Here is a 24,719-nt window from a genome sequence, read left to right as displayed (position 1 = left end):
TTTATTGAAAATCAACTTTCAGGTCTTCAATTGCACCATTAACAGTTGCCGTAATATGATCAAGAATAGAAGATATTTCAGATTGATCCATACCAGATTTTGACCAAGCTTCAACTTGTTTAATTTCTTTTAAAAGATCAATTCCAAATAATTGTAGATTAGGTTTCATTTTATGAGCGAATTGATAGGCAGTCTTAGGATCATTATCTTTAACTGCTTGCCCCATACCTTCAAGATCAGGAGGTATTTCTTCTAAAAACGTTTGAACCAATACTGTTATAAATTCATCATCACCACCTGATAATTCATTTACACTCTCTAAGCTGTAACTTTTACTCATTTACTTAATTATAATTGAAAAAAATTATTATCCTTCTATAAAACCAATCAATAAATATTGTGCTTTTATTGCAAACCTTCTAATTGGTCTTCCTGTAAAGATAACATCTCCAATCTTCAAACTAAAATATTTTATTGATTATTCTTTAATCAAATTATAAAATAACGAGTTCAAAAGATCTATTATAACTATAAATATAGGTGATCCCAATATAAAAAATTTAATAAACTTAAACTAAACTAAAATATACTTTATTATTTGTTAAAACAATTTGTTAGTCTTAACTAACTTTTTAAATTTGTCGAAACTAATAAAGAAGCCATAGTATTTAATTATGAAACCATTTCTATTCTTTTTAACCATAATAAACTCTTATTTATTAATAGGTCAAACAGGAAACCTAAAAGGTAACATTAACACAACTGAATCTTCATTACCTTATGCTAACATAACAATATCGAACCCTTCTTTTAATACATATACATCTGCGGATGGAGACGGCTTTTTTGAAATCAAAAATATTCCTACAGGAGATTACCACATAAAAATCAGCTCTTTAGGACATCAGACTTTGACAGAAAACATTACAATAACAACTAATAATCCAGTAAAAAAATTCATTCTTAGAGAAGATCGTTTAAATCTAGATCAAGTCGTAGTAAGCGCCACTAGAAATAGAGTAAATCGAAAAAACGCTCCTGTGGTTGTAAATGTTTTAAGTCCAAAACTACTAGAAGCTACCCAATCAATATCAATCTCCGAGGGTTTGAACTATTCTCCAGGGGTTAGAGTCGAAAACAATTGTCAAAACTGTGGATTCACCCAAGTAAGACTTAATGGATTAGATGGTAGTTACACTCAGGTATTAATAAATAGCAGAGCTGTTTTTAGTGCACTAAATAGTGTTTATGGACTAGAACAAATACCTACCAACATTGTTGAACGTATTGAAGTAGTAAGAAGTGGCGGTTCCGCCCTTTATGGTTCTAATGCTATTGCAGGAACCATAAATATAATAACCAAAGATCCAGTTCTAAACACATGGGAAATAGGAACATACCTAGGTCTTATAGATGGAGAAATTCCTGATCGCTCTTTAAACTTCAACGCATCTCTTGTAAGTGATGATTTAATGTCTGGAATTACAGTATTTGGATTAAATAGAGACCGAGAAGAGTTTGATGCTAATAATGACGGATTCACAGAATTAACAACGCTACAAAATACTACTTTTGGGCTAAAAACATTCCTAAAACCAAATGATCGAAGTAAAATTTCATTAGACCTAACCACTATTAAAGAATATCGTCGTGGAGGAGATCGTCTTGACCTTGCTCCTCATTTTACGGATATTACAGAAGAACTAGATCATAATACTTTTTTAGGAGGTTTAACATACGAACTAGAAAACAAAAAAGGAACAAACAACTTATCAATCTACACCTCTGGTCAATATACTGACAGAGATAGTTATTATGGTGGATTAGGTGGTTCTAGAACTAGACAAGATAGTATTCTTGCGCTAAACTCATACGGGATTACCAAGGATTTGGCTTTGCTTACAGGTTTTCAATTCACTCAAAATTTAAAAAATAAGGATATTATTACAATAGGAACGGAGTACAACATTAGCGATACCGAAGATATTATTGCAGGATATAACCGATTAATTGATCAACAAGTTCATACTATTGGTTCTTACGCTCAGTACGAGTGGAAACCGAACAACGATTTCACAGCACTTCTAGGAACTAGACTCGATTATGTAAATGTTGATGGCGCATACAATATAGGCGGAATTTCTCGAGACGTCTCTATAAAACAAACTGTACTAAGTCCAAGAATAACTATATCGTACAACATTCTTAATTCTTTAAAATTTAGAGGAGGGTATGCTAGAGGATTTAGAGCCCCACAAGCGTTTAATGAAGATTTGCACATCTCATCAGTTGGTGGAGAACCTCAGTTTGTCATTTTATCAGAAAACTTAGATACAGAATTTTCTAATGCGTTTACAGCTTCTTTAAATTACACAAAAAACATACAAAAGGTTCAAGCAGACTTTTTACTTGAAGGATTTTATACAAGTCTTGAAGATCCTTTTACTTTAGTTAGCACCGGTGCAGTTCTTGAAAACGGTTCTATTCTTGAAGAAGTAAGGAATGGATCAGGAGCGAAGGTATTTGGAACTAATTTTGAAATCGGTATATCTCCATCAAAAGAATGGCGATTCCAATTAGGCGGAACCGTTCAAAAAGCATCTTATAATGAAAGTCAAATACTTTTTGAAACAGATGGTAGTATACCCGGAGAAAATAATGTAGCTGTAAACGAATTCATAAGAAACCCGAATACGTATGGCTATCTAAATACATCCTGGATTCCTAGCGAGCGATTTAATATAGATGTTACTGGTACTTACACAGGAGGAATGACAGTTCCTAGAGTTATAAGTGAATCTGGTTTTTTAGATCTAGTAGATACAGATTCATTTTTTGATATGAATTTAAAACTTGAATATCACTCAGATATTTCGGATAACTTTCAAATTACATTTAGCGGAGGTATTAAAAACATATTTAATAGCTACCAAGATGATTTTGATATCGGACCACTTCGGGATTCTGATTATATTTATGGTCCTGGAACTCCTAGAACATTCTTTATAGGGATAAAATTTGGTAAACTTCATTAGTTATGAAATTTTTAAAAATCATACTGTTCTTTTTCTTGATAATAATCTTAAAAACAGAAGCTCAAGAAAACAAAACCATTAATTGGATCACTTTTGAGCAATTAGATGACTCCCTTGCCGTAAAGCCAAAAAAAGTAATTATCAATTTTTATGCAGATTGGTGTGTTTACTGTAAGAAAATGGATCGAGTTGTATATACCAAACCAGAGATTATAGAAAAAATATCTAAGGATTATTATGCCGTAAAAATGGATGCAGAGAGCAGAGATACAATTAATTTTGACGGTTCAATTTTCACAAACAAGAATTATACTACCTCGAGAAATGCAATCCACGAAATTCCAGCATTATTAGCATCTAGAAAGGACACTACTTTCTCTTTACCTGCAATTATTTTTTTAGACGAAAATTTTACGGTAAGAAAACGTTATTTCGAATATATGAGTCCAAAGAAAATGTTATCAACACTTTAGACTATTTTACTTTAATTGAAAAAAATTCCTTTTCTTCGATATAGCCTTTCAGGTTATCATTTGTTTTTACCGCTCCTACACCCGCCGGCGTACCTGTAAAAATAATATCTCCAATTTTCAAGGTAAAATATTGTGACACATAGGCTATAAGCTCATCAATTTTCCACAACATTAATTTTGTATTTCCTTCCTGTACAATTTCTTCGTTTTTTTCTAAGCGGAAATTGATATTATTCACATCAGAAAACTCATTTTTATCAATCCATTTCCCTACTACAGCCGCGCCATCAAAAGCCTTAGATTTTTCCCAAGGCAATCCCTTTGCCTTAAGCTTACTTTGTAAATCTCTTGCTGTAAAATCTATCCCAAGTCCAATTTTATCATAATATTTATGAGCAAATTTTTTATCAATATACTTTCCTAATTTTTTAATTTTTACTAAAATTTCTACTTCATGATGTATATCATTAGAAAAATCAGGAATAAAAAAAGGCTGTTTCTTTAAAAGAATTGAAGTGTCAGGTTTCATAAAAACCACTGGATCAGTTGGTTTTTCATTTTCCAATTCTTCTATATGATCCGTATAGTTGCGCCCAATACAAATAATCTTCATAAAAATTGGTGATAACAGTTATAGCTTAAGACTATTATTTAACTTACGAAGTCTTACAGCTGTAAGCACTTTTTTGGTATATAAAGGAAAATCAGCATTCTGCAACCAACCAAAATAACCTGGTTCATCTTCCATTACTTTTTCAACTAATTTACCTTTATGCTTTCCAAAAGAAAATATCTCTCTTCCTTCTTTGTCATAAGCAATAAAGCCAGCGAAATCCGCAAATTGCTTTCTAGAACTAAACTCTGCTAAAAATTTTGTGTCATTTTCTAATTCTGGATATCTATCTAACTGTGCTTTTAAGACTTCATACGTTGCATTGGTATCAGCCTCAGCAGAATGTGCATCTTCTAAATCTTTATCACAGTAAAACTTATAAGCCGCAGCCAAGGTTCTTTTTTCCATTTTATGAAAAATCGTCTGAACATCTACTGCTACTGTATTTTTCATATCAAAATCTACATCAGCACGTAACAATTCTTCTGCCAATAAAGGAATATCAAACCTGTTAGAATTAAAACCTCCCAGATCACAACCCTTTATCATATCACTAACTATACTTGCTAATTGTTTAAAAGTTGGTTCATTAGCTACTTTTTCATTTGTAATCCCGTGTACTTCTGTAGTTTCTGGCGGAATTGGCATCTCTGGATTAACAAGCCAAGTCTTACTCTCCTTATTTCCATTCGGAAAAACTTTAAGAATAGAGATTTCCACGATTCGATCTTTAGAAATATTTATACCGGTTGTTTCCAGATCAAAGAAACAGATCGGTCTTTTTAACGTAAGCTCCATAAATTGATTGTGTGCCTCAAAGATAATAGGTATATGCCACAATCCGCAATAGTCTTGTTTTTTTTAACATTTATTATTAAATCACAACACCTTTACAAATACATTATCCGCAAATTTTCTAGTTACTGTTTCTATACTATTGTTAAACTGAATTCGAATAGACTTATCAAACTCTCGTACTTCGAGCACCTTAATTTCACTACTTAACGCTAATCCTATTTCTGAAACAAATCTCAAAAAATTAACAGAACCATCATTTACAGCAATCAACTTGCACACAGCACCTTCTTCTAATGAGGATAGTGTGATTTTCGGAACTACTTTATACTCACCTTTTGAAGTAGGAATTAGTTCTCCGTGTGGATCTTTTTCTGGGAAATCCATAAACCGATCTAGCTCATCAATCAGTTTGTACGATTTTATATGCTCTAACTGCTCTGCCACCTCATGAACCTCATCCCAACTAAAGTTTAGGTAATTATATAAAAAAGTTTCCCAAAGCCTATGTTTTCTAATCAATCTAACAGCAATAGCTCTGCCCTCTTCTGTTAATTCTAATTTCCCATACTTCTCACTTACTACATAATTCTTTGCTTTCAGTTTTTTAATCATATTATTAGTAGAAGCTGGAGACACTTTAAGATATTCCGCTAATTGATTATTTCCAACCTTTACAGAATTATCTTCTACTAATAACTGAAAAAGAGCTTTTAAATAATCTTCTTCGCTTTTTGTTAAATTATTCAAATTTAATTTGTTAGTCATGGCTAACTTTTTTAGTTTTGCTATTATAATTAAACAAAAATACTAAACCTAATACAATTATAAGGTATCCAACTATAGCCTCTTCTCATTAAGTTTTTTTGGATATCTTTTTTAAACATAGTTTTAGCCTAAAATTAAAACACCACTATTGAATTAAAATTTAAAATGATCAAAAAAACCGCAATATTTCTAGCATTAACAATTACCTTGTTTTCTTGTAAAAAAGAAGAAAAGAAAGTAAATCAAAAATTAAATGTAGTTACAACGACTACTATGATAACCGATTTAGTAAAAAATATTGGGGGAGATTTAATAACTGTCGAAGGATTAATGGGATCTGGTGTTGACCCACACCTATATAAAGCTAGTGAAGGTGATGTTACCAAATTAGTTAACGCAGATGTTATCTTTTATAATGGACTGCATCTCGAAGGAAAATTAGTAGAAGTATTTGAGAAAATGGGGAGTCAAAATATAAAAACTATTGCAGTTGGCGAAGTTTTGGACAAAAGCATTCTTATTGGATCTGATTATTTTGCTTCTAATTACGACCCTCATATCTGGTTTAATGTAAATAATTGGAAACAAGTAACTTTATTTACTATTGAAAAACTAAAAGAATTAGATCCTAAAAACGCTGAAGTTTTTGAGACTAATGGGAAATCATATCTAAAAAAATTAAATGTTTTAGAAAGCAACATAAAAACTACCATCGAAACCTTACCTAAGGACAAAAGAATATTGGTAACTGCTCACGATGCTTTTAGTTATTTTGGCAAAGAATACGCCTTTAATGTGGTTGGTTTACAAGGTCTATCTACTGCCACGGAAGCTGGCGTACAAGATGTTCAGAAGTTAGCTGCTTTTATTATAGAAAACCAAGTAAAAGCTATTTTTGTTGAAACCTCAGTACCAAAACGTACTATTGAAGCGTTACAAGCTGCAGTGAAATCTAAAGACCACGAAGTAATAATTGGCGGTACTTTATATTCTGATGCTTTAGGAAACCCTGGAACTATTGAGGGAACATATATAGGAATGTTTGAATACAATGTAACCACCATTGTAAATGCATTGAAATAATGAAAGAAAAGATAGCTGTACAAATAGATGACTTAACAGTTGCATACAATTACAAACCCGTGCTATGGGATATTGATCTTGCTATCCCTGAAGGAGTTTTAATGGCGATTGTGGGACCCAATGGTGCCGGAAAATCTACACTAATCAAGTCTGTGTTAGATATCATCAAACCTATAGCAGGAAGTGTAAAGATCTATAAAAAGCCTTATAAAAAACAACGGTCTTTAGTTGCTTATGTCCCTCAAAAAGGAAGTGTTGATTGGGATTTCCCCACAACAGCACTTGATGTGGTGATGATGGGAACTTATGGAAGTTTAGGCTGGATTAAAAGACCAGGGCAAAAACAAAAAAAGGCAGCGCTCGAAGCTTTAGAAAAGGTAGGAATGCTTGCATTTAAATCTAGACAAATTAGTCAGCTTTCTGGCGGACAACAACAACGCATTTTTCTTGCTAGAGCATTAGTCCAGAATGCATCTATCTATTTTATGGATGAACCTTTTCAAGGGGTTGATGCTACTACTGAAAAAGCAATTATCAATATCCTGAAAGAACTTAGAAGAGCTGGAAAAACAGTAATTGTAGTACATCATGATTTACAAACAGTTCCCGAATATTTTGATTGGGTTACATTTTTGAATGTAAAAAAAATTGCAACAGGACCTGTGAAAGACATTTTTAACGATGATAATCTTACGAAAACATACGGAATAAATTATAAAGTAAGCGTCCAACAATAATACTATGGATATCCTAGAATACATACAGCTTGTCTTTACTGATTACACCTTGCGTACAATCACATTAGGAACTGCTGTTTTGGGAGCTATATGTGGCATGTTAGGAAGTTTTGCCGTATTAAGAAAACAAAGTCTTTTGGGTGATGCAATTTCCCACGCCGCATTACCGGGAATAGCTATAGCTTTCTTAATTATCGGAGCAAAAAACAGTAATGCCTTTTTACTAGGTGCCTTAGTCAGTGGTTTGGTTGGTAGTTTCTGGATAAGAGGTATTATAAAAAAAACACACCTTAAATCCGACACAGCACTTGGTTTAATTCTTTCTTTATTTTTTGGCTTTGGAATGTTATTACTTACTTATATCCAAAAACTCCCGAATGCTAATCAAGCAGGACTGGAGAATTATCTTTTTGGACAAGCTGCAACATTATTAGAAAGTGATGTCTGGATGATGTCTTTAGTCACTGGAGTTTGTCTTGTTGTCTTATTATTATTCTGGAAAGAACTTAAAATATCATTATTCGATAGTGATTATACCAAAACATTAGGTTTTAATGTTAAGTTTTTAGATATACTAATTACTACATTTATTGTTATTGCAATTGTTCTAGGCTTACAGACTGTAGGCGTAGTTTTAATGAGCGCTATGATTCTTGCTCCTGCAGCCGCAGCAAGACAATGGACCAACAGTCTATCAATTATGGTAATTCTTGCTGCTATCTTTGGTGCATTTTCCGGAGTTATCGGAACCGCTATAAGTGCTAGTCATAATAATCTATCTACAGGCCCAGTGATCGTTTTAGTTGCAGCGGTATTTGTATTAGTTTCTTTTATATTTTCTCCTGGTAGAGGACTTCTATTTAGAGAAATACGTTTCAGAAAAAACAGAAACGATCTGCAACTTCATAAAACCCTTTCATTTATGTATAATATTGCCCGTGATCACGAAGATATTTCGCATCCACACGCAATCAAAATACTTAATAACTTTCAGGGATTTACCAAACGATCCTTACAAAAATTAGAAGACAAAGATTATGTAAAAATCGAAGGAAATATGTGGTCTCTAACCTCTTCGGGATACAAAACTGCTTCGAACTTATACAATCAACTAACACAAGTAAACGATGAGTAGTGCGCAGATTGAAATACAATTAATTGCTAGTCTTGTTGCTATTGCTTGTGCTATTCCTGGTACATTTTTAGTATTACGGAAAATGGCTCTAATTACGGATGCAATTAGCCACTCCATATTACCTGGAATTGTAATTGGTTTTTTTATCACACATGATCTATCTTCTCCTTTACTAATTTTACTCGCTGCGCTAAGCGGAGTTCTCACTGTAGTTTTAGTAGAGTTTATTCAAAAAACTGGTTTAGTGAAAGAAGATACCGCTATTGGATTGGTTTTTCCTGCTTTATTTAGTATCGGTGTTATAATGATCGCACAAAATGCCAATGATGTACATCTTGATATAGATGCCGTATTACTAGGAGAGTTGGCTTTTGCTCCTTTTGATAGACTTATTATCAACACAATAGATCTGGGTCCTAAATCTTTATGGATTACCGGAACTATCCTTTTAACAACTTGTGGTTTGCTTTTTGCTTTTTTCAAAGAGTTAAAAGTAAGCACATTTGATGCCGGCCTTGCCGCTGCCTTAGGACTATCACCGATCGTAATGCACTATGGTTTAATGACTATAGCATCTATAACCACAGTAGGAGCTTTTGATGCGGTTGGAGCCATTTTGGTAATTGCATTTATGATAGCACCGGCAGCTACTGCTTATCTATTAACCAATGATCTAAAAAAAATGATCCTTCTAGCCTGTATTTTTGGTGTTATTTCCGCCATTGTTGGATATTGGGTCGCTCACGGACTAGACACTTCTATTTCTGGCTCCATGACTAGTGTACTTGGTATTTTATTTCTAGTAGTATATTTATTTGCTCCAAATAGAGGGTATTTCTCTGTTATTTACCGACACAGACAACAACGTATCGAAGTTTCATTACTAACTTTTCTACTGCATCTTGGTAATCATGCAGATGACGAAACTGAACGACATGTAAAACACCTTAATGAGCATATCAATTGGCAAAAAGTAAAATCTAAATCCGTATTAGATTTAGCTCTTAAGAATAATATGATCGAAATTAATGACGATATCGTTTCCTTAACAGAAAAAGGACTGCATTTCACTACTGAAGCTATTGATTATATCATAACTAATAAGAATTCTGAAATTGAGAAAATGAAAGATCGTTTTTTCTTATTTAGAGGTTAGTATCTATTACTAGGAGTGGGCTGTTTTTTACTTTTAAAAAAGTAAATTACTTATCTTTATAAAAACTAAAACTTGTTTTGAAGATCCTTTTTTACTTTTCCTTTCTTTTTACATTATTAAAAACCACAACGGCTTTTTGCCAAAAAGAATTAGTTTATTTAGTAGAAGACGTTCAAAAAAAACGTAGTGTTATCTATGTTCAAAATGACACTGACTCGGATAAAAGCGTTTTTCTTAAAATAGATCCTATTGGTTACCGCAGAAGAGCACAACGCCCTATTCTTAAGAACATTCCAGCTAAAAGTAAAGTACAAATGTTAATACTAATTCCCTTAACAGATAAAGAATCATCTTATACATATAACCTTATTGTTAATGATAAGTTAGAAAATATAAATACTAGAAGGCAAAAAGAAAAACCGAAAGAAATACAATCACGAACTGTAGCTAATTACAAACTCTTTATCTACACTGATCAAGGTTGTAATCGATGTGATACATTAATAAAAAAACTAAAAGAAAAGAAAATACAGTTTTTAGAAGTCGATATCGATAGTAAAAATAATTTACTATCCCCTGTGTTCTGGCGGAACATGTTAGAAAAAGGGTATACCAGAGAAAACATAGAATTACCATTTGCCAAAAAAGATAAAAAAACGCATTATCCCATTACAAATTTTGATGTTTTTATTGAAGAGATCACAAAGAAACCCAAACAAAGGAAAAGAACAAGTTTTTTTTTAGAACGAACTTAAAATTCAAATACTTTTAAAAAAGTAATAGCCACTTATTATCTAAACAATACACACTACTATTTATAAGATCTGTTTAAAATTCTACACCTTAAAGGTAATTACCTCAGTAAATAATTGATCTTTATGTAACTCAATAACTCTATATCCAAATGAATTATTATTAACTTTAATCTCATTCGGATCTTTTTCTACCTGATAAGATGCTGCTGGTGTAATATATTGCATTATATTATTAAACTTTTGATAATCTTCCATATGATAATGTCCTGAAAAAAGTATAATTTCATTTGGATTTTTTTCTAATAAAGTTTGAATCTTCTCTCTTCCTTTTAAAGAGAATTTTTTATCTATAATAGCAGGAATAGGTAAAACAGGATGGTGAATAAATAATACTATTTTTTTTGAAGTAACCAACGCTGACTCCAACCATATTAATTGTTTTTCACTAGCTACATCGGTACTAGAATCTAAAAAAATAAACCTAAAAAAATCATCCTCTCTATAATAAAAAAGCTCATTAGAATCTATTAGAAAATCATTTTTGTAGTACTCTATTACCTCGGAAAAGTAATCATGATTTCCCAAAGAAATAGATACTTTATACTTTTGTAAAGTATCAAAAAACCATGAATTAGATGATTTCTCTCCTATATCACCACCATAAATAACTTCATCAATATTTTTTGAATCAATATCTTCTAAAATTGTCTTCCAATTGTTTCGGGCATTTACACCTAAGCCTTTAGGATATTCTTCATCTATATGAGCATCTGTAATATAAGCTATCTTTTTGACCATACCTATAGATATTAACTACGAAGTTATGCAGTTTAATACGCTTCTCAAAAGTATTTTTAAAAATATCTAAAGACATTTTTTATACTTTTTTACTTGCATTTGACACTTAACACTTTGTTTTCTTTTTTTGCATTAGCATCCATAGCTGCACCAATTGCTAACCCCAAAGACATACCTATTGTCATTCCAAAAGTCATTCCGTAGATCAATCCATTAGAACCACCGAAAACTACTCCAAAAGTCATCCCTAAGCTCATTCCAAGACTCATACCTAAACTCATACCAATCATCATATAATACCCTTCGGATATCAAAGAAAATTCCTTTTTTAAATAGTTTGTAAACTCACTAAGTTTTTTGTTGTAGTATTTTTTCCTGTTTTCTCTTGGTATATCTATATCAAAAGCATCTAATTTACTTTCTATAGCTCGTAATTGGTCTTTAGATAAACCTCTACTCTCTAATTGTGATAAAATACTAATGAATTTTTTATACACCTTTATTTCGGATGTATCGTCAGTTTCTGTAACTAAGTTCTTAAAAAATTTAGATGTTTCCTCAATAGTCATAGGTATAGCGTTTTAATATTTAAAATTAGACACCACCTTATTAGTAGTCATATGATTTTATTTGTTACAATATTAAAAAGAGACTTACCGTATATCTATTATTATTAAATTATATAGAAATATCAAATTTCTTTTGTCAATCAAGCTTCACTAGACACTTTATCCACAATTCTATAAAAGAATAATGATATGACGGTAAAATTATTTAAGACCTCAAACTTATCTCAAAAAAACTTATTTTTTTGATCTATTAAATTGTTCTATCAACTCTTTTATTTCATCTTCATCATACTTACGAGAAAAGTGTACAGGAACCGCATTTTTTATTTCACAAGCCTTCATAATCTATGCTGATTTTGAAGCATAACTATAATTATTTTTTCTACCAATTCGCAATCTTCATAAGGAGTACTTTTCATCTCTACCGTAAAGATGTTTTCGTTATTCACCTCATCTTCTACCCTAAATAATCTAGTCCAAAACTGTTTTATTAAACAAAAACTGTTCTTTGATAATTAATTCTCTTGTTTTATAATCAGTTCAGACTTATTAGATATCCAAACATTGTCTCCTGTATTATTTTCCGACCTCAATCTTAAATAAATATTTATTTCCTCCTCCGGTAATGATTCAACAAGATTGTTAGAAATCACATTTTCGTATTCAGTATTTCTTGTAGCAAGAACGGAATTACTTATCGTTCTAAAATTAGTAGCATCATACAATTCAACAATTGCACTATTATTACTGTTGTCAGACTTAATACTCGCTGTATAAACAACGGATCTTAATTTACTCCAATTTCTTTTATCAAATTTTATAATGGCTGGATACGTATTTATATAGTTACCAGAAGTACCGGAAGCTCCACCATTATTATTATGAAGTATAATTCTCGTTTCTTTTGAAATTGGATCATCAATTCCCCCACAAACAAATTTGGTTGTTTCTATTTCATTTGTTTCTAAAACAAAATTCGAATTGACATCTAAACCTAACTCTATTTTAATACCTCCATATTGACAGTTTGAGCCAGAATCTTCCTTAGAAAACACTGTTAAGGAATTTAATCCCGAAACACCATTCTCTCCATCCTCTGGTTCGCAACCACTTAATATTAAAACAGATATAAATAAGAAACTTAATTTTATAATATTTTTCATAGTGATCAAAAAAAGTGTTTGTGTTATTAACGTTTTATAACTAATTCAGCCTTTCTACCCATATACACAGTCGTACCTTCATTTTCTGAACGCAATCTTAATGATATATCTATTTCTTTTTCAGGAATAGAAGAAATTATATTTTCTGAGATCATTAATATTCCAGGATAATTGGTACTATTGTTAGTAAGAACACTATTAGCTATAACCTCCCCATCCGTTTCATTAAATAATTCTACAAAACAACTATTATTAGAATTTTCCGAATATATCCAAGCTACATAATAAATTGAAGACGCATTTTCCCAATTTTTTTTATCAAATTTTATTATTTCACCCATTTTCCTTCCTTCTACAGAACTAGTTCCAGACGCACCGGATCCGTTACTAAATAAAACTAACCTTGTTTCATCTTGATAATCACTATTAAATCCATCACACAAGAAAGTTGTCGTTAACACCTCGTTAGTTTCAAGAATTGTATTTGAATTTAAGTCTAAGCCATTTTCAATTCTAACCCCTCCATTTTCACAATTTGCTCCGCTAGGCTCATCATTTAATATTGTAAGATTACTTAACCCAGGAACACCATCAGTTCCATCTTCCGGAGAACAACTTAACAACATCGTTCCTAACAATACACACAAAAAATAATTTACTTTTGAGAATCTCATACATTTTAAAATTTAAATATTTATTAGAGTTTAACATATGTATCATTTAGAAGGAAAATGTTACCCTATTATATGCATTTATTGTATAAAAATCAGAATATAGGGAATAGGAGTATTTCAAGAACTAACACGTTTATATGTCTTCTAATCAAAACATCTTGGTAGTAATTAAATATTATAAAATAAAAAAACCGCATAATACATATGCGGTTTTTTTATTTATAAATTATAGTATTTCTTAAAACTCTCTATTTACATCAAATGCTTCGAGATAGTCCTTTACTCGTTGCACAAATTGTCCTCCAAGAGCACCATTTACAACTCTATGGTCATAAGAATGCGATAAGAACATTTTATAACGAATACCAATAAAGTCTCCATCAGGTGTTTCAATCACAGCAGGCACCTTACGAATAGCTCCTAACGCTAAAATAGCAACTTGTGGCTGATTAATAATTGGCGTTCCCATAATACTACCAAAAGTTCCTACGTTAGTAACTGTATAAGTTCCTCCTTGAATATCATCTGGTTTTAATGCATTATTACGCGCTCGGTTTGCCAAATCATTCACAGCTTTGGTCATTCCAACTAAGTTTAACTGATCTGCATTCTTAATTACTGGAACAATTAAATTACCATCTGCCAAGGCAGCTGCCATTCCTAGATTAATATTTTTCTTTTTAATGATCGTATCCCCAGAAACAGAAATATTAATCATTGGAAAATCTCTAATGGCTTTTGCTACAGCTTCCATAAAGATTGGAGTAAAGGTTAAGTTTTCTCCTTCTCTCTTCATAAAATCACCTTTCACCTTCTTTCTCCAGTTCCAGATATTAGTTACATCTGCCTCAATAAACGATTGTACGTGTGCAGAAGTTTGTACAGAATCTACCATATGATGCGAAATCAATTTCCCCATTCTGGTCATTTCTATAATCTCATCTTCTCCCGATGCAACTACTGGTGTAGCTTTGGGAGCATCCATTTTCTTAGCTGGTGCTGTAGGAGTATTTTTTTGTTCTTTTAATACTGGTGTTGAAGGAGTCGCAGTTTTACCAGCTTTTCTATCTTCTACAAACTGTAAGATATCATTTTTAGTAACTCTACCATCTTTTCCAGTTCCAGATATATTTTCTAATTCTGCTATAGAAATTCCTTCTGCTGCAGCTATATTTTTAACTAATGGAGAATAAAACTTAGAACTTTCGGAAAAATCAGCTTTTGTAGTAACCGTTTCAGTTACTGCAGCAATATCGTTTTCTATAACTTGAGCTGCGGTTTCAGGTGCAGCTACAACTTCTTCTTTAATTTTTTCTGGAGATGCATCTGTAGCAACTTCTCCTTCTGTTTCAATAATAGCAATTGTTTGACCAACTTTTACTACATCGTCAACATCAAAAAGCTTTTCAACCAATACTCCTTCTACCTCGCAAGGGACTTCGCTATCTACTTTATCCGTAGCAATCTCTAATACTGCATCGTCCATTTCGATAGTATCTCCAACTTCTTTTAACCAAGTTGTTATTGTTGCCTCTGCAACACTCTCACCCATCTTCGGAAGTTTAAGCTCAAATTTTGCCATATTCTTAATCAAAGGTATTTATTAGTTATGTTTTTTGCGAAATTAATAAAAGTTAAGCTCTTAAATTAATTTTTATTTACTAAAGTTTCTTTAAAAAGTAATTACCTCTCCTTTTCCATCACTAAAATCACTTCCTAATATAAAATCACATCCTACTGGTTTAATCTTAAAAGTCATATTTGATTTTCTCAAAATTTGCATTTCTTTTATTATTTCACCAAAACTTAGTAACTCGTTGTCAAAGATAAGTTCGTTATTAGTATATCCCAAATTCTTTGCAGCTTCCAATGAAATAAACTTCACTTCTTTTTGCAGTACCTCACTAAGTCGCTTCTTCAAACTATGATTCTCTGATACTAAATAATAAGTATCAATCACACACTTTTCTTTATGATAACTTTTAAACGACTGAATTATAGAAGTCAAACGTATTCCTAGAGATACAATGAAGTCCAAGAACCAATTACTCTTAAAGTGTTTTCTATAAAACAATCGCATTGCTCCATAAAAACGTTTTATGTATTCTGCGTTACGATCTGTACTTTCGCCTTTATAATGAATTACAGGAATTGTTCCTATATAGTAGTTTTGTAACCCTTTCTTTTTCATTTTATATGAGAGATCAATATCCTCTCCATACATAAAATAATCTTCATCAAAACCTTTTACTGACTTATAGTCTTTTTTTCTTACCAGAACAAAAGCCCCAACTAAAATATCAACAGCTGCAATTCCAGTTTCAGGTATATGATCTGCATAATAATTTTTCACTTTGCCTAATTTAACACCAAACAATCTTCGAAAAGAAGTCAAAGGAGATGGCACATTTCTCTTACTTTCTGGAAGAAAATTACCAGTACCATCAATAAGTTTTGGGCCTAACATGCCCATATGTATTAACTTTTCTGATGTCGAAATAATATTTACAAACGTATCTTCAGCTACTACAGTGTCTGGATTTAGGATACAGATATATTCACCTTTTGCTAAATCAACTCCTTGATTGTTAGCCCTTGCAAACCCAACATTATCATTGTTTTCTACTAAGAGAATTTTAGGAAAACGTTCTTTAACCATAGCACAACTATCATCAGGAGAATTATTATCAACAACAATAATCTCTGCATTTAAATCAGTTACGGCTTTCTGAACACTTAAAATGCATAGTTCTAAAAAATAACGAACATTATAATTAAGGATGACTACAGATAATTTCAGAAGATCAAATTTTAAAAATGAAACAAATTAAGAACTCTTCAATGCGTTTTCAAAAGGAATTCTATTAATAATACTTCTACCTAAAGTCACCTCATCGGCATATTCTAACTCGTCATTTACACCTATTCCCCTAGCAATAGTAGCTATTTTAATATCGACACCTTCTAATTGTCTATAAATATAAAAATTCGTAGTATCACCTTCCATAGTAGCACTTAAAGCAAAAATTAATTCCTTTACTGCTCCCGATTTTACTTTTTCTACCAATGTATGGATTTTAAGATCCTGAGGGCCAATACCATCCATTGGGCTAATTTTTCCACCCAAAACATGATATAAACCTCTATACTGGTTAGTACTCTCTATCGCCATAACATCTCTAATATCTTCCACCACACAGACAATATCTTGTATCCTATTAGGATTACTGCAGATATCGCATATTTCTACATCACTAATACTATGACAGTTTTTACAAAACTTCACATCTTCTCTTAACGTACCCAACGCTTTTACCAAATGCTGTGTTTGCGTCTCTGGTTGTCTCAAAAGATGTAAAACCAATCGTAACGCAGTTCTTTTACCAATCCCTGGCAACTGAGACATTTCATATACTGCATTTTCCAATAATTTTGACGAAAATTCCATAGCGATACAAATGTAATAAAATAGTCTTTGAGTTTACTTGTCTCTAAGGGAATACGATCACAACTTAAGTTCTTATTTAACATTTAACAATCAACTTAACACCAAACTGTACTAACACTGATAAACTCTAGTACTAAAATACTCATAGCTATTTATTACATTTACTGCAAAAGAAGAAATCATGTTTGATGCACTATCTGAAGAAACCCAGTTAGTTTTAGTTATTATTGGAATAGCATTACTGTTTTTTGTAGTGCGATGGAATTCTGGCAGAAATAAAAAGAAATTATATGATCGCTCGACAAGAGATTTTAGGAAGAATTATTTCAAAAAGAAGAAAAAATGAAATTTCCTTGGTTTTGGACCGCTGTATTAATCGGAGGAATCTTTGTTTATTTAAATGTAAATAAGGCGAAAAAAGATATTTCTAAATATAAAAAAGATAATCAACAAAAAAGAGATGAAGATATACACAAAGACAGGAGATAAAGGCACTACCGCATTATTTGGTGGTACCAGAGTCCCTAAACATCATATTCGTATTGACAGCTATGGGACCGTAGATGAATTAAACTCGCATATCGGTTTAATAAGAGATCAGCAAATAGATGAGCTAAGCAAGACAGTATTAGTGACTATTCAGGACAAATTGTTTACTGTAGGAGCCGTTTTAGCTACAGATCCGGAAAAAGCAACATTAAAAAACGGACAAAAAAGATTAAACATCCCTACTATTTCTATAGAAGATATAACACTTTTAGAAACTGAAATAGATCGTATGAATGAATCTTTACCTCCAATGACTCATTTTGTACTACCAGGAGGACACCAAACAGTGTCATTCTGTCATATTGCACGCTGTGTATGTAGGAGAGCCGAGCGTTTAGCCACAGCGTTATATGAGTTAGACCCTTTTGAAGCAACAACTTTACAGTACTTAAACCGACTATCTGACTATCTATTTGTACTGGCACGAAAGTTGTCCTACGATTTACAAGCAAACGAGATACAATGGATTCCTCAAAAAAATTCTTAGTGCTCAAAAAAGCTTAAAAATAAGTTAAGGGTAATACCCGAAAAATCACGTTCTTATAATTATTGTTGAAATAATTAATTTTTTACTTGACTTTTTAAACTAAAAAATTATTTTTGCAAAAAAATTAAACCAGTAAGCATATGTATTGGACTTTAGAATTAGCATCTTATTTAAGTGATGCACCTTGGCCAGCAACCAAAGATGAGTTAATTGACTATGCAATTCGTACGGGAGCACCGCTAGAGGTTGTGGAAAACCTACAATCAATTGAAGATGAAGGGGATTCGTATGATTCTATAGAAGAAATATGGCCAGATTATCCAACTGACGAAGATTATCTTTGGAATGAGGATGAATATTAAAAAAATATTTAAATAGTATTAAAAGTCTCGCAAGAGGCTTTTTTTTTGCGTAAATTACGCCACCTTCACTAGCTGTCAATAGTCTGTGAAGCATTGTATAATAATGCCTTTTAGGTATAGAGATTACAATAGATTCAAAGAATTGAAGTTACATTTAGAGTTCTTCTTTTTTTAAAGGAGAAACAAGTTAATTTCATTTTAAAATTAAATCTCATTAAAAAACACATAACCATAAATCATGGGAGTTTTAGATTCTGTATTAAAAGTATTCGTTGGAGATAAATCCAAAAAAGATATAAAAGAAATCCAACCAAAGGTTGAATTAATAAAAAAAGCAGCGCAAGGTATCGCTTCTCTTTCTGACAATGAATTACGTGCCAAAACCGTAGAATTCAAAAATACCATAAATGAAGCCCGTGCTGATATCAATGCAAAAATTGATTCCCTTAAAGAAGAAGCGGACGCTACAGAAGATATTGATAGAAAAGAAGATATCTATGGTGAGATCGACAAACTAAAGAAAGATGCTTATGAAGCAACAGAAAAAGCTTTAAACGAAATCTTACCTGAAGCTTTTGCTGTTGTAAAAGAAACTGCTAAGAGATTTGCAGAAAATGAAACTATTACAGTAGAAGCTACCGCTTATGACCGCGAACTTTCTGGAACGAGAGATCATATTAATCTCGATGGAGATCAAGCTATCTGGTCTACAAGTTGGGATGCTGCTGGTAAAGAGGTAAAATGGGATATGATTCACTATGATGTGCAGCTGATTGGAGGTATTGCTTTACACGAAGGAAAAGTAGCAGAAATGCAAACTGGAGAAGGTAAAACCCTAGTTGCTACGCTACCTGTATACCTTAATGCATTATCTGGCAATGGTGTTCATCTAGTTACTGTTAATGATTACTTAGCCCGACGTGATAGCGAGTGGATGGCTCCTATATTTCAATTCCATGGATTAACTGTAGAATGTATCGATAATCATAGACCTAATTCTGCAGAACGTAGAGCAGCCTATAACGCAGATATAACTTATGGAACTAATAATGAATTTGGTTTTGACTACCTAAGGGATAATATGTCTCATGCACCGGAAGATTTAGTTCAGCGCCCTCATAATTATGCGATCATAGATGAAGTTGATTCAGTATTAATTGATGACGCACGTACTCCTTTAATTATCTCTGGGCCTATTCCTAAAGGAGATATCCATGAATTTAATGAGCTAAAACCAAAAATTGCTGATATCGTTGGGGTACAACAAAAATACTTAACAACAGTCTTAGCTGAAGCTAAAAAACTTATCAAAGAAGGAAACACTAAAGATGGTGGGTTTAAATTACTTCAAGTTTACAGAGGAATTCCAAAAAACAAAGCGCTAATAAAGTTCTTAAGTGAAGAAGGTGTAAAAATGCTGCTTCAGAAAACTGAGAATTTTTACATGCAGGATAACAATAGAGAGATGCATAAAATTGATGCAGATCTATATTACGTAATAGAAGAAAAGAACAATCAAATTGATCTTACTGACAAAGGTGTAGATTATCTTTCTGGTAAAGATGAGCCTGATTTCTTTGTACTACCTCAGATAGGAATGGAGATTGCTAAAATTGAGAATCTTGGCTTACCAAAAGAAGAAGAAGCAGAAAAAAAAGAAGATCTTTTCAGAGAATACAGCGTAAAGAGCGAACGCATCCACACGTTACGCCAATTACTAAAAGCATACTCTTTATTCGAAAAAGATGTAGAATATGTAGTGATGGACAACAAAGTAAAAATTGTTGATGAACAAACAGGACGTATCATGGATGGACGTCGTTATAGTGATGGATTACATCAAGCAATTGAAGCTAAAGAAAATGTAAAAATTGAAGATGCAACTCAAACTTTTGCCACTGTAACATTACAGAACTATTTCCGTATGTATGGAAAATTATCTGGTATGACCGGAACTGCCGTTACAGAAGCGGGAGAACTTTGGGAAATATACAAATTGGATGTTGTAGAAATCCCTACAAATCGACCTATCGCTAGAAAAGATATGGAAGATTTAGTATACAAAACTAAACGCGAGAAATACAATGCTGTAATCGAACAAGTAACCGAATTATCAAGAGCTGGTAGACCTGTACTTATTGGTACTACTTCTGTAGAAATTTCGGAATTACTGGGTAGAATGCTTACAATTCGTAAAGTACCACACAATGTACTGAATGCGAAACTACATAAGAAAGAAGCAGATATTGTAGCTGAGGCTGGTAATCCAGGAGTAGTTACTATTGCAACCAACATGGCAGGTCGTGGAACAGATATTAAATTATCTGATGAAGTAAAAGCAGCTGGAGGTTTAGCAATTATAGGTACAGAACGTCATGATTCTCGTCGTGTAGACAGACAGCTACGTGGACGTGCTGGTCGTCAAGGAGATCCTGGTAGTTCTCAATTCTATGTTTCTTTAGAAGACAATTTAATGCGTCTTTTTGGATCAGAACGTATTGCTAAAATGATGGATAGAATGGGACTGAAAGAAGGTGAGGTAATTCAGCATTCTATGATTTCTAAATCTATCGAAAGAGCTCAGAAAAAAGTAGAAGAAAACAACTTTGGAGTTCGTAAGCGATTATTAGAATATGACGATGTAATGAACGCGCAGCGTGAAGTTGTATATAAACGTCGTTATCACGCATTGTTTGGAGAGCGTCTTCGTGTAGATCTTGCTAATATGATTTATGATACCGCAGAGGTGATCACAGAATCTAATAAGAATGCTCAGGATTATAAAAACTTTGAGTTTGAATTGATTCGTTATTTCTCAATGAGCAGCCCTATAACTGCTGAGGAGTTCGAGAAAATGGATTCTCAAAAGATTGCTGGAGAAATTTACAAAGCAGCTTATGAGCACTATCAAGATAAAATGAAGCGAAATGCAGAAGCTGCATATCCAGTTATTAAACAAGTATATGAAGATCCTTCTAGTAAATACGAACGTATTTTAGTTCCGTTTACGGATGGAGTAAAAAGCTTAAATGTAGCTACTAACCTAGAAAAAGCTTATGAAAGTGAAGGAAAACAATTAATTACTGATTTTGAAAAAAATATCACTTTAGCAATTATTGATGACGCTTGGAAAACACATCTTCGTAAAATGGATGAGTTAAAACAAAGTGTACAATTGGCAGTTCACGAACAAAAAGATCCATTATTGATCTATAAATTCGAAGCTTTTGAATTATTCAAAGTAATGATTGAAGAGGTTAACAAAGATGTTATTTCTTTCTTGTTCAAAGGAGAGTTGCCAACTGGTAACACTCAGGACATTTCTGAAGCTCGTCAGGTACGAAAAAAAGAGAATTTAGAAACTTCTAAAGAAGAAATCCCTAATATGGATGAGCGTGCTGCACAAAACAGAGCTGCTGGAGAAACACAACAACGTCCTCAGGTAACAGAAACTATTGTTAGAGAACAACCAAAAATTGGACGTAATGATAAGGTTACCATCAAACATGTAATGAGCGGAGAAAACAAAACGGTAAAATATAAGCAAGCAATTCCTTTAATAGAAAAAGGAGAATGGGTTCTTATTTCTGAATAAATCCCTAAAACGCTTAACTTAAAACAACCCTGAAGTAATACCTCAGGGTTGTTTCATTTTTATATCATATATCTCGTTTACTTAAGCAAGGGACTTTCTATACATTGTAAAAAACAAAAATGGAAGATACCCTACTACAAAAATAAAAGCACCTGCTAACAATAGCACCTCTGCTCCCATCCAATGCATCAATTTAAACAATCCTGATAAACCTACAATAACACCAGAAACACAACCTAAAACAATTTTTAAGCGCTCTGAAAGCGTTTTTGCAATCGCTACTTTATATCTATCAATAGCTAGCATCGGAACAAAAATCAACAACAACAATAGAAAACCTGTCATAAAAAGTTTATTAGCACCAGGATACCATAATATTTTAAATACAACACCTACTGTTAATGTTAACGCTCCAATAAATCCAATAAAATACATCAGTTTTTTCATCATAATAATTCGTTTTGAGTTTAATAAAAAAATTGTTTTTCGTTCTAAATCGATTAATCCATTAGGTGCCAATTCTGATATAGCATCTCGTAATGATTGATCAAATGTTCTTCCTCTCTTAAGATCACTCTCTACAACACAACATAGATGATCTTCTATATCATCTCGTAATTCTAATAGTTTAAATCCTTGTTTATCTACAAAATTTTTAATTTTCTTTTCTTGTTCACTATTCAATTTCATATAGCATCTAGTTTTGGAAAAATAACTTTATTAAGTGTTTCCATAAAATCCTTAAGCTCCTCTATATAATTTACTTTTTCTTCTTTCCCTTTGGATGTAAGCAAATAGTACTTTCTAATTCTTTTACCGATATATTCTTCTTCACAAGACAACAAACCCTCTTTTTTCATTTTCTGTAAAGCAGGATAGAGTGACCCATCCTTTAATAATATTTTACCATCTGATCGCTCTTTTACTTGCTGAAAAATCTCATAACCATACATTCTACCTTTTTCAGATAATAAGTTGAGAATAATTACAGACAGTGTTCCCTTTAAAAGTTCTTTTGAATACATAGATCAAATATACATAAAAATACAATACATCATAATTCTATGTATTTAATTTTAACATTATTTAAGATAAATAGTGAGCAACCTTTAAACACATAAACCATCCTATAATAAAATGTTATATGAAAAAAAAATTCCTTTTGCTTGTCATAATACTAACAATAAGTATTTCTTGTAATAATGATGATGAAATAATAGAAATCACTAACATTAGAGTGAATCATTATCAGGACACTGGATTAGTTACATTTTGGGGAGATTTAGGTGTTATTATACTAACCCAAGAAGGAGATCAGATTGGAGAAGAAGAATTTACAAATTCCCATGAAAAAATACAGGGATTTGAATATGGATTAGGGTTTATTCATGATTTACAAGTCAGCAAAACCCACATCCCCGATCCTCCACAAGATGGTTCTAGTATAAGAATTGACTTAATTAGAGTGCTATCCAAAACAGCCGTTTCGTCAAATACAGAATTTAAAGTACGATTAACAATGAATACAACCGATGGAACCTTTTACAACTGGACAACTGTAGATCAGGAAAACAACCATGCACTAATAAACTCTTCAATATCTATCGATTGTCAAGATCTATGTTTGGAATTATCTAATAAAATCAATAATCAAGAACAGTTAACAGGAGTATTTACTCATGGATCTGATAATCAATATGTTTTAAAAGAAATAATAAACGAATAATACACACTAATTACAAATAAAAACAAAGCGGGTTCTAATCGAACCCGCTTTATTCTTGTATTTGTTTATCCCCTTTAAACTTCCTACAAATCAGTTAATGTAGCTTGAGTTTCTATAAATTTTTCAACAACAACAGAATCCCCTTTACTATTTTCTAATATATATAATCCTACTGGTAATTGACTTAAATCTATTTCATTTGTTGTTTTAGACAATACGTGAATAGTATCTTTTACTTCAAACAATTTTAATTTGTCTCCTTCTTCAAAATCCACTACTACGATTATATCACCTTGCCTTTCAATATTCAATAAGTTCTGGTTTGAATTTACATAGTTATTGATGAAATCTTTCTCTACATTCATTTCTTCATCTCCAGTAACATCAGCAAATTGAGCATCATCCCCCACTATAAACTCTTCTTCTTGTAAAATAACCGCGCCATCAATCATCAACTCCTCTTCTTGACGGTTAATCACTAAAGACTTACCTTCATTGTTTTCTAATAAATAAGAACCAACAGGTAATTGACTTAAGTCTATTAATGAATATGATTTAGATAAGATATGATCCCCTGTTTCAAGTTCAAACAACTTTAATTTATCTCCTTCTTCAAAATTTAACACCTCAACAGTTAAACCATCCATATGAACAGTAAGTTTGTTGTCTTCATTGGCTGAAATGATAAGAGATAAAAATAGACTGAATATTAGGGCTATAACTTTCATTTTTTCTGGGGCTTTAAAGTTAAGTTATTACGGCTTTACCATACAAGAATAACACAAAAAACTTACGCCA

27 protein-coding genes are annotated in these 24,719 nt (G+C 32.1%); 13 read left to right on the top strand and 14 right to left on the bottom strand.

The window, feature by feature from the left end; translation table 11 throughout:
* Position 1: 1 nt before the first annotated feature.
* A complete protein-coding gene (locus tag J8L88_RS13105) occupies positions 2 to 340 on the bottom strand; it encodes an Hpt domain-containing protein (RefSeq protein ID WP_027395517.1) in 339 nt (112 codons plus the stop codon).
* Positions 341 to 674: 334 nt separating this feature from the next.
* Between J8L88_RS13105 and J8L88_RS13100 the strand changes: the two genes are divergently transcribed.
* Together J8L88_RS13100 and J8L88_RS13095 are read left to right on the top strand one after the other, a co-directional pair.
* Positions 675 to 3,035, top strand: coding sequence for a TonB-dependent receptor (locus tag J8L88_RS13100; protein WP_118386825.1), 2,361 nt, complete (start codon positions 675 to 677; stop codon positions 3,033 to 3,035).
* 2 nt (positions 3,036 to 3,037) lie between these two features.
* The gene (locus J8L88_RS13095; RefSeq protein ID WP_027395515.1) at positions 3,038 to 3,508 is read left to right on the top strand and encodes a thioredoxin family protein; all 471 of its coding nucleotides are present in this window, start codon (positions 3,038 to 3,040) and stop codon (positions 3,506 to 3,508) included.
* Position 3,509: 1 nt separating this feature from the next.
* On the opposite strand, the gene J8L88_RS13090 is transcribed toward J8L88_RS13095, so the two are convergent.
* The 3 genes from J8L88_RS13090 to J8L88_RS13080 all read right to left on the bottom strand — a co-directional run bounded on the left by J8L88_RS13090 (position 3,510) and on the right by J8L88_RS13080 (position 5,684).
* Positions 3,510 to 4,121, bottom strand: coding sequence for a fumarylacetoacetate hydrolase family protein (locus J8L88_RS13090; protein ID WP_027395514.1), 612 nt, complete (start codon positions 4,119 to 4,121; stop codon positions 3,510 to 3,512).
* Positions 4,122 to 4,139: 18 nt separating this feature from the next.
* Positions 4,140 to 4,919: a 3'-5' exonuclease gene (locus tag J8L88_RS13085; RefSeq protein ID WP_027395513.1), complete on the bottom strand. Its 780-nt coding sequence runs from the start codon at positions 4,917 to 4,919 to the stop codon at positions 4,140 to 4,142.
* 81 nt (positions 4,920 to 5,000) lie between these two features.
* A complete protein-coding gene (locus J8L88_RS13080; RefSeq protein WP_027395512.1) occupies positions 5,001 to 5,684 on the bottom strand; it encodes a metal-dependent transcriptional regulator in 684 nt (227 codons plus the stop codon).
* A gap of 165 nt (positions 5,685 to 5,849) precedes the next feature.
* On the opposite strand from J8L88_RS13080, the gene J8L88_RS13075 reads away from it, so the two are divergent.
* From J8L88_RS13075 to J8L88_RS13055, 5 genes are all read left to right on the top strand, one after another.
* Positions 5,850 to 6,767, top strand: coding sequence for a metal ABC transporter solute-binding protein, Zn/Mn family (locus tag J8L88_RS13075; protein WP_118386828.1), 918 nt, complete (start codon positions 5,850 to 5,852; stop codon positions 6,765 to 6,767).
* Positions 6,767 to 7,504 carry a metal ABC transporter ATP-binding protein gene (locus J8L88_RS13070; RefSeq protein ID WP_027395510.1) on the top strand — a complete coding sequence of 246 codons (738 nt, stop codon included), beginning with the start codon at positions 6,767 to 6,769 and terminating at the stop codon, positions 7,502 to 7,504. Before J8L88_RS13075 ends, J8L88_RS13070 begins: the two co-directional genes overlap by 1 nt.
* Positions 7,505 to 7,508: 4 nt before the next feature.
* Positions 7,509 to 8,639 carry a metal ABC transporter permease gene (locus J8L88_RS13065; protein ID WP_027395509.1) on the top strand — a complete coding sequence of 377 codons (1,131 nt, stop codon included), beginning with the start codon at positions 7,509 to 7,511 and terminating at the stop codon, positions 8,637 to 8,639.
* On the top strand, positions 8,632 to 9,795 hold the full coding sequence (locus tag J8L88_RS13060) for a metal ABC transporter permease (protein WP_211060940.1): 1,164 nt from the start codon (positions 8,632 to 8,634) through the stop codon (positions 9,793 to 9,795). The genes J8L88_RS13065 and J8L88_RS13060 overlap by 8 nt, the downstream gene beginning before the upstream one ends.
* 77 nt (positions 9,796 to 9,872) lie before the next feature.
* The gene (locus tag J8L88_RS13055) at positions 9,873 to 10,550 is read left to right on the top strand and encodes a hypothetical protein (RefSeq protein ID WP_211060939.1); all 678 of its coding nucleotides are present in this window, start codon (positions 9,873 to 9,875) and stop codon (positions 10,548 to 10,550) included.
* Between the two features lie 81 nt (positions 10,551 to 10,631).
* Here the strand turns inward: J8L88_RS13055 and J8L88_RS13050 are convergent, their stop codons facing one another.
* From J8L88_RS13050 to recR, 7 genes are all read right to left on the bottom strand, one after another.
* The gene (locus J8L88_RS13050; RefSeq protein WP_035086678.1) at positions 10,632 to 11,348 is read right to left on the bottom strand and encodes a metallophosphoesterase; all 717 of its coding nucleotides are present in this window, start codon (positions 11,346 to 11,348) and stop codon (positions 10,632 to 10,634) included.
* An 89-nt stretch (positions 11,349 to 11,437) separates the two neighbouring features.
* Positions 11,438 to 11,917: a hypothetical protein gene (locus J8L88_RS13045; RefSeq protein WP_211060938.1), complete on the bottom strand. Its 480-nt coding sequence runs from the start codon at positions 11,915 to 11,917 to the stop codon at positions 11,438 to 11,440.
* A 515-nt stretch (positions 11,918 to 12,432) separates the two neighbouring features.
* Positions 12,433 to 13,080: a hypothetical protein gene (locus tag J8L88_RS13040; RefSeq protein ID WP_027395504.1), complete on the bottom strand. Its 648-nt coding sequence runs from the start codon at positions 13,078 to 13,080 to the stop codon at positions 12,433 to 12,435.
* A gap of 26 nt (positions 13,081 to 13,106) precedes the next feature.
* The gene (locus tag J8L88_RS13035) at positions 13,107 to 13,754 is read right to left on the bottom strand and encodes a hypothetical protein (protein WP_147404174.1); all 648 of its coding nucleotides are present in this window, start codon (positions 13,752 to 13,754) and stop codon (positions 13,107 to 13,109) included.
* A gap of 238 nt (positions 13,755 to 13,992) precedes the next feature.
* A complete protein-coding gene (locus tag J8L88_RS13030; RefSeq protein ID WP_211060937.1) occupies positions 13,993 to 15,336 on the bottom strand; it encodes a dihydrolipoamide acetyltransferase family protein in 1,344 nt (447 codons plus the stop codon).
* Positions 15,337 to 15,426: 90 nt separating this feature from the next.
* On the bottom strand, positions 15,427 to 16,536 hold the full coding sequence (locus J8L88_RS13025; RefSeq protein ID WP_371813669.1) for a glycosyltransferase family 2 protein: 1,110 nt from the start codon (positions 16,534 to 16,536) through the stop codon (positions 15,427 to 15,429).
* Between the two features lie 45 nt (positions 16,537 to 16,581).
* Positions 16,582 to 17,202 (bottom strand): recombination mediator RecR, encoded by a 621-nt coding sequence (gene recR, locus J8L88_RS13020; protein ID WP_027395500.1) that lies wholly within the window; start codon positions 17,200 to 17,202, stop codon positions 16,582 to 16,584.
* Between the two features lie 181 nt (positions 17,203 to 17,383).
* On the opposite strand from recR, the gene J8L88_RS13015 reads away from it, so the two are divergent.
* From J8L88_RS13015 to secA, 5 genes are all read left to right on the top strand, one after another.
* The gene (locus J8L88_RS13015; RefSeq protein WP_155839784.1) at positions 17,384 to 17,548 is read left to right on the top strand and encodes a hypothetical protein; all 165 of its coding nucleotides are present in this window, start codon (positions 17,384 to 17,386) and stop codon (positions 17,546 to 17,548) included.
* A complete protein-coding gene (locus tag J8L88_RS13010) occupies positions 17,545 to 17,691 on the top strand; it encodes a hypothetical protein (RefSeq protein ID WP_162144515.1) in 147 nt (48 codons plus the stop codon). Before J8L88_RS13015 ends, J8L88_RS13010 begins: the two co-directional genes overlap by 4 nt.
* Positions 17,663 to 18,238 carry a cob(I)yrinic acid a,c-diamide adenosyltransferase gene (locus J8L88_RS13005; protein WP_027395499.1) on the top strand — a complete coding sequence of 192 codons (576 nt, stop codon included), beginning with the start codon at positions 17,663 to 17,665 and terminating at the stop codon, positions 18,236 to 18,238. Before J8L88_RS13010 ends, J8L88_RS13005 begins: the two co-directional genes overlap by 29 nt.
* Positions 18,239 to 18,378: 140 nt before the next feature.
* The gene (locus tag J8L88_RS13000) at positions 18,379 to 18,600 is read left to right on the top strand and encodes a DUF2795 domain-containing protein (RefSeq protein ID WP_006989959.1); all 222 of its coding nucleotides are present in this window, start codon (positions 18,379 to 18,381) and stop codon (positions 18,598 to 18,600) included.
* 238 nt (positions 18,601 to 18,838) lie between these two features.
* Positions 18,839 to 22,195, top strand: coding sequence for a preprotein translocase subunit SecA (secA, locus tag J8L88_RS12995; RefSeq protein WP_027395498.1), 3,357 nt, complete (start codon positions 18,839 to 18,841; stop codon positions 22,193 to 22,195).
* A gap of 81 nt (positions 22,196 to 22,276) precedes the next feature.
* Here secA and J8L88_RS12990 read toward each other — a convergent pair whose 3' ends face one another.
* Together J8L88_RS12990 and J8L88_RS12985 are read right to left on the bottom strand one after the other, a co-directional pair.
* Complete coding sequence (locus J8L88_RS12990; protein ID WP_035086670.1) at positions 22,277 to 22,885, bottom strand: hypothetical protein; 609 nt, start codon at positions 22,883 to 22,885, stop codon at positions 22,277 to 22,279.
* Entirely contained in the window at positions 22,882 to 23,220 is a 339-nt protein-coding gene (locus J8L88_RS12985; protein WP_027395497.1) for a PadR family transcriptional regulator, read from the bottom strand. Before J8L88_RS12985 ends, J8L88_RS12990 begins: the two co-directional genes overlap by 4 nt.
* A gap of 119 nt (positions 23,221 to 23,339) precedes the next feature.
* Here J8L88_RS12985 and J8L88_RS12980 point away from each other — a divergent pair, with 119 nt between their 5' ends.
* Positions 23,340 to 23,921 carry a DUF4377 domain-containing protein gene (locus J8L88_RS12980; protein ID WP_118386834.1) on the top strand — a complete coding sequence of 194 codons (582 nt, stop codon included), beginning with the start codon at positions 23,340 to 23,342 and terminating at the stop codon, positions 23,919 to 23,921.
* Positions 23,922 to 24,004: 83 nt separating this feature from the next.
* On the opposite strand, the gene J8L88_RS12975 is transcribed toward J8L88_RS12980, so the two are convergent.
* Positions 24,005 to 24,649, bottom strand: a complete 645-nt coding sequence (locus J8L88_RS12975) for a hypothetical protein (RefSeq protein ID WP_118386835.1) — start codon at positions 24,647 to 24,649, stop codon at positions 24,005 to 24,007.
* Positions 24,650 to 24,719: the final 70 nt, after the last annotated feature.

This window comes from Aquimarina sp. MMG015 (genome assembly GCF_018100855.1).
GTDB lineage: Bacteria > Bacteroidota > Bacteroidia > Flavobacteriales > Flavobacteriaceae > Aquimarina > Aquimarina latercula.
The sequence above is the reverse complement of the archived record's forward strand: the minus strand, read 5'-3'. Positions and strand labels throughout refer to the sequence as shown.

What these genes read in the sequence shown, in the direction of transcription:
- J8L88_RS13105 (WP_027395517.1), bottom strand. Translation starts at nt 340, where the DNA reads ATGAGTAAAAGTTACAGCTTAGAGAGTGTAAATGAATTATCAGGTGGT.
- J8L88_RS13100 (WP_118386825.1), top strand. Translation starts at nt 675, where the DNA reads ATGAAACCATTTCTATTCTTTTTAACCATAATAAACTCTTATTTATTA.
- J8L88_RS13095 (WP_027395515.1), top strand. Translation starts at nt 3,038, where the DNA reads ATGAAATTTTTAAAAATCATACTGTTCTTTTTCTTGATAATAATCTTA.
- J8L88_RS13090 (WP_027395514.1), bottom strand. Translation starts at nt 4,121, where the DNA reads ATGAAGATTATTTGTATTGGGCGCAACTATACGGATCATATAGAAGAA.
- J8L88_RS13085 (WP_027395513.1), bottom strand. Translation starts at nt 4,919, where the DNA reads ATGGAGCTTACGTTAAAAAGACCGATCTGTTTCTTTGATCTGGAAACA.
- J8L88_RS13080 (WP_027395512.1), bottom strand. Translation starts at nt 5,684, where the DNA reads ATGACTAACAAATTAAATTTGAATAATTTAACAAAAAGCGAAGAAGAT.
- J8L88_RS13075 (WP_118386828.1), top strand. Translation starts at nt 5,850, where the DNA reads ATGATCAAAAAAACCGCAATATTTCTAGCATTAACAATTACCTTGTTT.
- J8L88_RS13070 (WP_027395510.1), top strand. Translation starts at nt 6,767, where the DNA reads ATGAAAGAAAAGATAGCTGTACAAATAGATGACTTAACAGTTGCATAC.
- J8L88_RS13065 (WP_027395509.1), top strand. Translation starts at nt 7,509, where the DNA reads ATGGATATCCTAGAATACATACAGCTTGTCTTTACTGATTACACCTTG.
- J8L88_RS13060 (WP_211060940.1), top strand. Translation starts at nt 8,632, where the DNA reads ATGAGTAGTGCGCAGATTGAAATACAATTAATTGCTAGTCTTGTTGCT.
- J8L88_RS13050 (WP_035086678.1), bottom strand. Translation starts at nt 11,348, where the DNA reads ATGGTCAAAAAGATAGCTTATATTACAGATGCTCATATAGATGAAGAA.
- J8L88_RS13045 (WP_211060938.1), bottom strand. Translation starts at nt 11,917, where the DNA reads ATGACTATTGAGGAAACATCTAAATTTTTTAAGAACTTAGTTACAGAA.
- J8L88_RS13040 (WP_027395504.1), bottom strand. Translation starts at nt 13,080, where the DNA reads ATGAAAAATATTATAAAATTAAGTTTCTTATTTATATCTGTTTTAATA.
- J8L88_RS13035 (WP_147404174.1), bottom strand. Translation starts at nt 13,754, where the DNA reads ATGAGATTCTCAAAAGTAAATTATTTTTTGTGTGTATTGTTAGGAACG.
- J8L88_RS13030 (WP_211060937.1), bottom strand. Translation starts at nt 15,336, where the DNA reads ATGGCAAAATTTGAGCTTAAACTTCCGAAGATGGGTGAGAGTGTTGCA.
- recR (WP_027395500.1), bottom strand. Translation starts at nt 17,202, where the DNA reads ATGGAATTTTCGTCAAAATTATTGGAAAATGCAGTATATGAAATGTCT.
- J8L88_RS13015 (WP_155839784.1), top strand. Translation starts at nt 17,384, where the DNA reads ATGTTTGATGCACTATCTGAAGAAACCCAGTTAGTTTTAGTTATTATT.
- J8L88_RS13010 (WP_162144515.1), top strand. Translation starts at nt 17,545, where the DNA reads ATGAAATTTCCTTGGTTTTGGACCGCTGTATTAATCGGAGGAATCTTT.
- J8L88_RS13005 (WP_027395499.1), top strand. Translation starts at nt 17,663, where the DNA reads ATGAAGATATACACAAAGACAGGAGATAAAGGCACTACCGCATTATTT.
- J8L88_RS13000 (WP_006989959.1), top strand. Translation starts at nt 18,379, where the DNA reads ATGTATTGGACTTTAGAATTAGCATCTTATTTAAGTGATGCACCTTGG.
- secA (WP_027395498.1), top strand. Translation starts at nt 18,839, where the DNA reads ATGGGAGTTTTAGATTCTGTATTAAAAGTATTCGTTGGAGATAAATCC.
- J8L88_RS12990 (WP_035086670.1), bottom strand. Translation starts at nt 22,885, where the DNA reads ATGAAATTGAATAGTGAACAAGAAAAGAAAATTAAAAATTTTGTAGAT.
- J8L88_RS12985 (WP_027395497.1), bottom strand. Translation starts at nt 23,220, where the DNA reads ATGTATTCAAAAGAACTTTTAAAGGGAACACTGTCTGTAATTATTCTC.
- J8L88_RS12980 (WP_118386834.1), top strand. Translation starts at nt 23,340, where the DNA reads ATGAAAAAAAAATTCCTTTTGCTTGTCATAATACTAACAATAAGTATT.
- J8L88_RS12975 (WP_118386835.1), bottom strand. Translation starts at nt 24,649, where the DNA reads ATGAAAGTTATAGCCCTAATATTCAGTCTATTTTTATCTCTTATCATT.